This is a genomic window from Devosia sp. (genome assembly GCF_028290645.1).
Lineage (GTDB): Bacteria > Pseudomonadota > Alphaproteobacteria > Rhizobiales > Devosiaceae > Devosia_A.
The window spans coordinates 1-7,938 of record NZ_JAQGJL010000397.1 but is presented as its reverse complement, the minus strand read 5'-3'; the positions used below and the strand labels follow the sequence as shown (position 1 = coordinate 7,938).

7 protein-coding genes and 1 pseudogene are annotated in these 7,938 nt (G+C 67.6%); 2 read left to right on the top strand and 6 right to left on the bottom strand.

Annotated elements, in window-relative coordinates:
- Both JWQ89_RS21080 and JWQ89_RS21075 read right to left on the bottom strand, forming a co-directional pair.
- Window positions 1-122: methylenetetrahydrofolate reductase (locus JWQ89_RS21080; RefSeq protein WP_299644383.1), on the bottom strand; the 122-nt coding region annotated here is incomplete at its 3' end.
- Between the two features lie 29 nt (window positions 123-151).
- Window positions 152-1,114, bottom strand: a complete 963-nt coding sequence (locus JWQ89_RS21075; RefSeq protein WP_299644380.1) for a metalloregulator ArsR/SmtB family transcription factor — start codon at window positions 1,112-1,114, stop codon at window positions 152-154.
- A gap of 161 nt (window positions 1,115-1,275) precedes the next feature.
- Between JWQ89_RS21075 and JWQ89_RS21070 the strand changes: the two genes are divergently transcribed.
- Window positions 1,276-2,322 carry an aldo/keto reductase gene (locus tag JWQ89_RS21070; protein ID WP_299644378.1) on the top strand — a complete coding sequence of 349 codons (1,047 nt, stop codon included), beginning with the start codon at window positions 1,276-1,278 and terminating at the stop codon, window positions 2,320-2,322.
- Window positions 2,323-2,562: 240 nt separating this feature from the next.
- Here JWQ89_RS21070 and JWQ89_RS21065 read toward each other — a convergent pair whose 3' ends face one another.
- Window positions 2,563-3,693 carry a DUF2336 domain-containing protein gene (locus JWQ89_RS21065; protein WP_299644375.1) on the bottom strand — a complete coding sequence of 377 codons (1,131 nt, stop codon included), beginning with the start codon at window positions 3,691-3,693 and terminating at the stop codon, window positions 2,563-2,565.
- Window positions 3,694-3,997: 304 nt separating this feature from the next.
- Window positions 3,998-6,184: a catalase/peroxidase HPI gene (gene katG / locus JWQ89_RS21060; protein ID WP_299644373.1), complete on the bottom strand. Its 2,187-nt coding sequence runs from the start codon at window positions 6,182-6,184 to the stop codon at window positions 3,998-4,000.
- A gap of 97 nt (window positions 6,185-6,281) precedes the next feature.
- Between katG and JWQ89_RS21055 the strand changes: the two genes are divergently transcribed.
- Entirely contained in the window at window positions 6,282-7,193 is a 912-nt protein-coding gene (locus tag JWQ89_RS21055) for a hydrogen peroxide-inducible genes activator (RefSeq protein WP_299644372.1), read from the top strand.
- Here the strand turns inward: JWQ89_RS21055 and JWQ89_RS21050 are convergent.
- Window positions 7,175-7,762, bottom strand: a complete 588-nt coding sequence (locus JWQ89_RS21050) for an MOSC domain-containing protein (RefSeq protein ID WP_299644370.1) — start codon at window positions 7,760-7,762, stop codon at window positions 7,175-7,177. The genes JWQ89_RS21055 and JWQ89_RS21050 overlap by 19 nt on opposite strands.
- A pseudogene (locus JWQ89_RS21045) lies at window positions 7,759-7,938 on the bottom strand (EamA family transporter RarD); the annotation flags it as partial. The gene JWQ89_RS21050 and the pseudogene JWQ89_RS21045, both read right to left, overlap by 4 nt.

Below are 7,938 nucleotides of genomic sequence, written 5' to 3'. Positions count from 1 at the left end.
AAGCGCGGGTGGAGCGGGGCGAGCTTGTGGATCGAATCCCAGAACCGCTCCTCCATGACGTCGGTCTTGGGCGGGAAGAACTCGAACGAGACGAGGAATTTCGGCCGCTCGTCCGGACGCATGCGGCTCGGGCGGTCGGTGTAGTCGGTGCTCATATGGGTTTGTCCGTCTCGTCGATTAGCCGCCAGAGGCACACGGTGAGGCCTTCGACGGGGTTGGTGGGGGGGAAGGATTTGAAGTCGGCGACGGCGAGGCCCGCGGCACGCGCCCATGCCGCCACCTGCGCCTCTGACAGCCCGAGCCGGCGATGCGCGTGATGGGTGCGCAGGAACTCGAGCCCGTGCGGCGCGAAATCGACGATCAGCATCTCGCCGCCCGGCTTCAGCGCACGGCGCGCCTGCAGCAGCACGCGACCGGGATCGTCGAAATAGTGCAGCACCTGGTGGATGACGATGACATCGGCGCGCCCCGCGCTCGCATCGAGATCGGCGATATCGCCCAGCCGCACCTGCGCATGGCCGATGGCGCATTGCGCGAGCTTGGCCCGGGCGACCGCGATCATCTCGCGGCTGGCGTCGATGCCGATGCCGCGGCGATAGTGCCCGGCCAGCAGTTCGAGCATCCGGCCGGTGCCGGTGCCGAGGTCGATGAGGGTGTCGACCACCCTGCCCTGCATGGCGCCGACGATGGCTGCCTCGACGGCTTCTTCCGGCACGTGCAGCGAGCGCAGCAGGTCCCAGCTGTCCGCGACCTTCGCGAAATACGCGGCGGCCTGCTCGGCCTGGTTGAGCCGCACGGCCTCGAGACGCTGGCGGTCGCGCAGCCGGTCCGGGTCGTCGGGCGACAGCCGGCCGATCAGCCAGCGCGCCAGGTCGCCGCCCGGCCCGTCCGGCGCCAGCCCGTAATAGGCCCAGGCGCCCTCGGCATTGCGGCTGACCAGCCCGGCATCGGCGAGCAGCTTCAGATGGCGGGAGACCCGCGGCTGGCTCTGCCCAAGAATTTCGGTGAGGTCCTTGACCGAGTGCTCGCCGTCGGCGAGCAATGCCAGAAGGCGCAGCCGGGTCGTCTCCCCTGCCGCGCGCAGCACCCCCACCAAGTCAGCCGTGTCGTTCATCAATCCTCGCGAGATATAAAGATATCTTTATATGCGATGAGGCTCCTGGTCCAGAGGGACGCGTTGCCCGTTCGGCTGCATAACCTCTTTACCTAACCTCCGATCCGCTGTTCGATCCGCGCCGGCGCGGCGCGGAAGCTACGCCGTTTCGGAGAACACCCATGAAATATCGCTATCTCGGCCGGTCGGGCATGCTCGTGTCGCGGCTCTGCCTGGGGACCATGACGTTCGGCAACTCGCAATGGGGTTGCGACCAGGAGACGTCCAGCGCCATCGTTCGTAAATTCGTCGAGGGCGGCGGCAATTTTATCGACACGGCCGACGGCTATAGCGGCGGCGAATCCGAGAAGATGCTCGGCGTGGCGCTGAAGGATCACAATCGCGACCAGTTGGTGATCGCCACCAAGTGCTGGTTCCCCTCCGATCCGGCGGTGACCTCGCGCGGGCTCAGCCGAAAGCACATCGTCGAATCCTGCGAGAAGAGCCTGAAGCGGCTCGATCTCGACTATATCGACCTCTACCAGTTCCACGGGCCCGACCCGTACACGCCGATCGAGGAGAGCCTCGGCGCCGCCGACGACCTGATCCGCGCCGGCAAGATCCGCTATCTCGGCTGCTCCAATTTCTACGCCTGGCAGATCGCCAAGACCAACGGCGCCGCGGCGCTCAAGGGCTACGAACCGCTGGTCTCGGCGCAGCACCTCTACAATCTGGTCCGCCGCGACATCGAGCGGGAAATCCTGCCCGCCTGCGAGGACCAGGGCCTCGGCATGATCTGCTGGAGCCCGCTGGCCGCCGGCATGCTCACCGGCAAGTATCGCGACCAGGCAAAGCCGGACGAGCAGTCCCGCATCGGCCTCCAGGCCGCCATCACGCTCCCCCGCTACTGGTTCGAGGATTCGCTGAAGCTCATCGACCTGGTGGTCGAGGTGGCGGGCCAACTCGGGCGCACGCCGAGCCAGGTGGCGCTGAGCTGGCTGCTCGGGGACCGCCGGGTCACCGCGGCAATCATCGGCGCTCGCCGGGTCGAGCAGGTGGAGGAGAACCTGACGTCGGGTGATTTCGACCTGCCGGTTGAGGTGCGCCAGAAGCTCACCGACGCGATGCCGCTGAAGCTGGGCTATCCGTACGAGTGGATGGCAACGAACCTGCCGGGGACGTTTGGCAAGGCGGAGTTCGAGCCGACGCATACGATGCGGTTGCCGTAAGAGGCTGTCGGGACTAGCGGTTACTTCGGCGCCGGTGCGTGTGGCCCCCCACCCCTGTCCCCTCCCCCTAAGAATGGGGAGGGAGCCGCTCTCACCGGCGTCTGCGTTTTGGTCTCCCTCCCCCTGTTCAGGGGGAGGGGACAGGGGTGGGGGTCGGCTCGCGCCGGCTTCGCGAGATCACCACAAATGCGAAGGGCGGCCCCGGTGGACCGCCCTTCCAAAAGTTGGACAGGCTTTGGATCAGGCGGCGCCGACGACGTCCTCGCTGGGAAGCCGACGGCGGAAGGCGTGGGTGCGCCAGAGTTCGAAGATGCCGACCGCCTCGTCCTTGCTCAGCGCTTCGAAGCGGCGGCGGACGTTCTGCAGGTCGGCCTGGCTCGGCAGGTCGCGCCACGGCATCGAGGCGATCATTGCCTCGAACAGGTCGGGCTGGATGCCCAGCGCGCGCAGCGCCACGGTGATCGCCACATAGTCCTGCATGGCGAGCCACTTGACGAAGACTTCGGGTCCGACGCGCAGCAGCATGGTGAGCGCCGCGGCAGTATGGTGGCCGTAGCCGAAGCGGGCGAAGCGCATCAGCGCGCGCTCGTCGAGCTGCCGGCGGTCCGAAAGCGCCTTCACCTGGTTGTAGGCGACCTTCCACTCCTGGCTGGAGAAGCCGGCGCGGTTGCGCATGCGGTTGTAGACCACCGCGGAAACCTTGCCGACGGTGACCGGGTCGACCCGCGGATCGAGCTGCGCCATGGTCTCGCGCACCTTGTCGCCGACGGCGTCGATCTTGGTGCTGAGACGCTTCCAGTCGATGTCTTCGCGGCTGCGCAGGTCCGCCGCGATGGCGGCGTCGGCGGCTGCCCGCTCGGCGAGGCGCTCGAGCGTCTGCTCGCCGAGTTCGGCCTTGTTGTTGCGCACCAGCTTGATCACCGAGGCGGTCTCGCCGTGCTCGACGATTGCGTCACCCACCCGTTCGGGCACCGTGGCGCGGCCGGCAATGGCCACGCGATGCTCCTCGGACTGCTTGGCGATGATCTCGATCAGGTCGTCGTCGCTGAGCACGTTGGAGAATTCGAGCAGCGGCTGCGCCACCTCGATCTCGTCATTGGCGAGCTTCACCACGACATTGCCCGGCGCCCGGTCGAGCGGCGCGAGCAGCTTGGCTACGTGGGCGCGCGCCTCGGATTCGACCAGTTCGGCGAGCTGGCAGAGCACCTCGTCATACTGCGCGACCTGCTCGTCGTCGCAGCGATCGGAGACATACGAGTAGAGCTGCGCCATGTTGCGGAACAGCTGCTCGCGCTCGACGATGTTGGAGTCACCGTTCAGGACCCTGAACGTCGAAAAGGCGCGCGTCGTGCCCTCTTCCATATCACTCATGTTCACTTCCCTCGGGCTTCTGCCGACTTGGGGGCAGATTGACCGTGAGTTAAGTGCGCGCGCTGAAGGCAAGCGCGGGGGTTTGATTCAAATTGCGGGGAATTGGGAGGGGGCGCGTTAACCGGCGGCCCGGAGCGCCTTCTCCCCTTGTGGGAGAAGGTGGCGCGCAGCGCCGGATGAGGGGTCCGCAACCGAGAGGTTGCGCGATCGGAGCGAAGCGACGAGCGATGAGTGCGCGGAGAGAGACCCTCATCCGCCCTTCGGGCACCTTCTCCCACAAGGAGAGAAGGTGCTGACTGAAGGCTCAGGCCAGGTCGAACCGGTCCGCGTTCATCACCTTGACCCAGGCGGCCACGAAGTCGGTGGCGAACTTCTCCCTGGCGTCCGACTGGGCATAGACCTCTGCCAGTGCGCGCAACACCGAGTGCGAGCCGAAGATCAGGTCGACGCGGGTCGCGGTCCACCGGAGTTCGCCGGTGGCGCGATCGCGGCCTTCGTAGACGTTGTGGGTCTCGTCGGCCGGCCGCCACTGCGTGGCCATGTCGAGGAGGTTGACGAAGAAGTCGTTGGTCAACGTCTCGGGACGCGTGGTGAAGACGCCGTGCTCGGGTTGCCCGACCTTGAGAGCGCGCAGCCCGCCCACCAGCACCGTCATTTCCGGTGCGGTGAGGCCGAGCAGCTGGGCGCGATCGACCAGGTTCTCCTCCGGCGACAGCCGCTGGCGGCCGCGGGAGTAGTTGCAGAAACCGTCGGCGACGGGCTCGAGCGGAGCAAAGGACGCTGCGTCGGTCTGCTCGGCCGAAGCATCCATGCGGCCCGGCGTGAACGGCACCGCGAGGTCCAGCCCGGCATCCCTGGCTGCCTTCTCGACGCCCACGCTGCCCGCGAGGACAATCAGGTCGGCCAGAGACAGCTGCTTGCCGTCGGTCCGGCCGGCGTTGAACTCCGCCTGTATGGCCTCGAGTGCGGCAAGCACCTTGGCCAGTTGCTCGGGCTGGTTCGCGGCCCAGTCCTTTTGCGGAGCAAGGCGGATGCGGGCGCCGTTGGCGCCGCCGCGCATGTCGGAGGTGCGGAAGGTCGAGGCGGAGGCCCAGGCGGTGCTCGCCAGTTCGGAGACCGAGAGGCCGGTGCCGAGGATCTTCGCCTTCAGTGCGGCGATGTCGGCATCGTCGACCACTTGGTGGTCGCGCGCCGGAATCGGGTCCTGCCAGATCAGGTCCTCGGCCGGCACTTCCGGGCCGAAATAGCGGGCCTTGGGGCCCATGTCGCGGTGCGTCAGCTTGAACCAGGCCCGGGCGAAGGCATCGGCGAATTCGTCGGGGTTCTCGAAGAAGCGGCGCGAGATCTTCTCGTAGGCCGGATCGAACCTAAGCGCGAGATCTGAGGTCAGCATCGACGGCGCGTGGCGCTTCGAGGCATCGTGCGCGTCCGGAATGGAGTTCGCGCCCATGCCGTGCTTCGGCGTCCACTGCTGGGCGCCGGCCGGGCTTCTGGTAAGCTCCCATTCGTAGCCGAAGAGGTTCCAGAAGAAGTTGTTGCTCCACATGGTGGGCGTCGAGGTCCAGGTGACTTCGAGGCCGCTGCCGATGGTGTCGCCGCCCTTGCCGGTGCCGAACTTGCTGACCCAGCCGAGCCCCTGCGCCTCGATGCCCGCGGCCTCGGGCTCGACGCCCACGAGCGCTGCATCGCCCGCGCCATGCGTCTTGCCGAAGGTGTGGCCGCCGGCGATCAGCGCCACGGTCTCTTCGTCGTTCATCGCCATGCGGGCGAAGGTGTCGCGGATGTCACGGGCCGAGGCCAGCGGATCGGGATTGCCGTTCGGGCCCTCGGGATTGACGTAGATGAGGCCCATCTGCACCGCGGCCAGTGGGTTCTCGAGCTCACGCTCGCCGCTGTAGCGCTCGTCGGCCAGCCACTGGCCTTCCTTGCCCCAGTAGATGTCGAGCTCGGGCTCCCAGGTGTCGGCGCGGCCGCCGGCGAAGCCGAACGGCTTGAAGCCCATCGACTCGAGCGCGACGTTGCCGGTGAGGATCATCAGGTCGGCCCAGGAAATCCGGTTGCCGTATTTCCGCTTGATCGGCCAGAGCAGGCGCCGGGCCTTGTCGAGGTTGACGTTGTCGGGCCAGCTGTTGAGCGGCGCAAAGCGCTGCTGCCCCTCGCCGCCGCCACCGCGGCCGTCGGCGATGCGATAGGTGCCGGCGCTGTGCCAGGCCATGCGGATGAACAGCGGACCATAGTGCCCGAAATCGGCCGGCCACCAGTCCTGCGAGTCGGTCATCAGCGCGGTGAGATCGGCCTTGAGTGCTTGAAGGTCGAGCTTCTTGAACTCCTCGGCATAGTTGAAGTCCGGCCCCAGCGGGTTGGACAGCGCCGTATGCTGATGCAGCACCGACAGGTCCAGCTGGTTCGGCCACCAGTGGCGCCTCCCTCGCCCGCCTTGGCCATGGGGTACCGGGCACTCACCCGTGCCGCCTTCCGTTGCCGCTTCCATCTTCTTCTCCACAGTGCGCTCAGTTTCCGGGGTGCTTTGACTCGGGCGCCCACATAAGGCAAATCGATTACGCTACTATCGGTGATAATGTGCACTTATGATAACCCTGCGACAGATCCAGTACGCCGTGGCACTGGCCAAGACCGGCCATTTCGGCCGCGCCGCAGAGCGCTGCCACGTCACCCAGCCCGGCCTCAGCCAGCAGATCCGGCAGCTGGAGGAACTGTGCGGCGCGCCGCTGTTCGACCGGCTCGGCAAGTCGGTGCGGCTCACCCCGCTCGGTCGCGAGTTCATCGAACGCGCCCGGCCGATTCTCGAGCAGGCCGAGGCGCTCGAGAGCTTCCTTGCCGGGCACGACGGCCGGCCGACACGGCCGCTGCGCTTCGGGCTGATCCCTACGGTGGCGCCGTACCTGCTCCCCGACATCTATCCGGCGCTGCAGGCCGAGTGGCCCGATATCGGCTTCACAGTCGTCGAAACCCGGACCGAAGCGCTGATCGAAGCGCTGGATGACGGGACGCTGGACCTGGCGCTGATTGCCAGCGAGCCGCGCGAGGGCTGGCCGCGCATGGCCTGCGCCCCACTGTTTGCGGATGATTTCGTCCTCGCGACCGGCACGGACGAGCCGGCCGGCGCGCCGGTGCGGCTGCATGCGATCGACAGGGACCGGATGCTGCTGCTGGACGAGGGCCATTGCTTCCGCGACCAGATCATCGCGGTGTGCGGGCTCGGTCCCGAGGTCAGCCGGCGGACTTTCGCCGCGACCTCGCTCTCAACCATTGTCGAGTTCGTCGCCGCCGGCCAGGGGATCACGCTGCTGCCCGAGATCGCCTTGCGCAAGGAGGCCATCGGCAACCGCATCGCCATCCACCGGCTGGCGTCGCCGGGGGCCATGCGGCTGCTGACGCTGGCGTGGCGCGACGGGTCGCCGTTCGCCGACCTGTTCCGTGAGGTGGCGGACATCATCCGCCGGGCGCGGCCGGCGCCGGCTCAGGTCTCGAACGGGTAAGGCGCCTGCCGCCAGGTGCGGACCTTCACCGCGTCGCCCGGCCGCACCACGCCCTCGCGCTCGACCCAGCCGACAAGGCCGCGCCTGCCTATCGCCGCCTTGACGAAGCCGAACTGGATATCCGCCCTGCCCTCGCAATGCGCGGCAATCGCCTTGCCGGACTTGCGGCAGGGGTCGTTGTCCCCGTCGATGCGGATGGTGGCGCCGGATGGGAACAGCATGAGGCTGCGCGGCGGCAGCTGGGTCAGATACGGGATGCCGGAGAGGACGAGGTTGGCGCCGATCCACTCGGCGGCGAGATGCGGCAGGCTGAGGCTCGCCGCGACCTCCGCCAGTTCCTCGGCGCTGAGGATCGAGATCTGCCGCTCGTTCCGCATCGGCGTGCCGCGCGGGTACCAAGGCTCGCGGGCATTGCTGCGGCGGACGAGGCCTTCGTGGCGGTCGCCGACGATGCCGGCATAGGTGAGGAGGAGTTCCGGACGGGCGGTCGATTCGGCGGCCGGGCCCTCGACGACGAACGTTCCTTCCACCTGGCCGGCAAGCGTCAGGGCGGGCGTCGCCTCGCTCACGCGGCGGCCCGGCGGCGGCGCACCACGGAGTCGGTGGTGTAGACGATCAGCGACAGCCAGATCAGCCCGAAGCTCACCAGCCGCACCCAGTTGAGATGCTCGCCGAAGACCGCTATGGCGAGGATGAAGGCGATCGACGGCGACAGGTATTGCAACATGCCCATCGTCGTGAACTT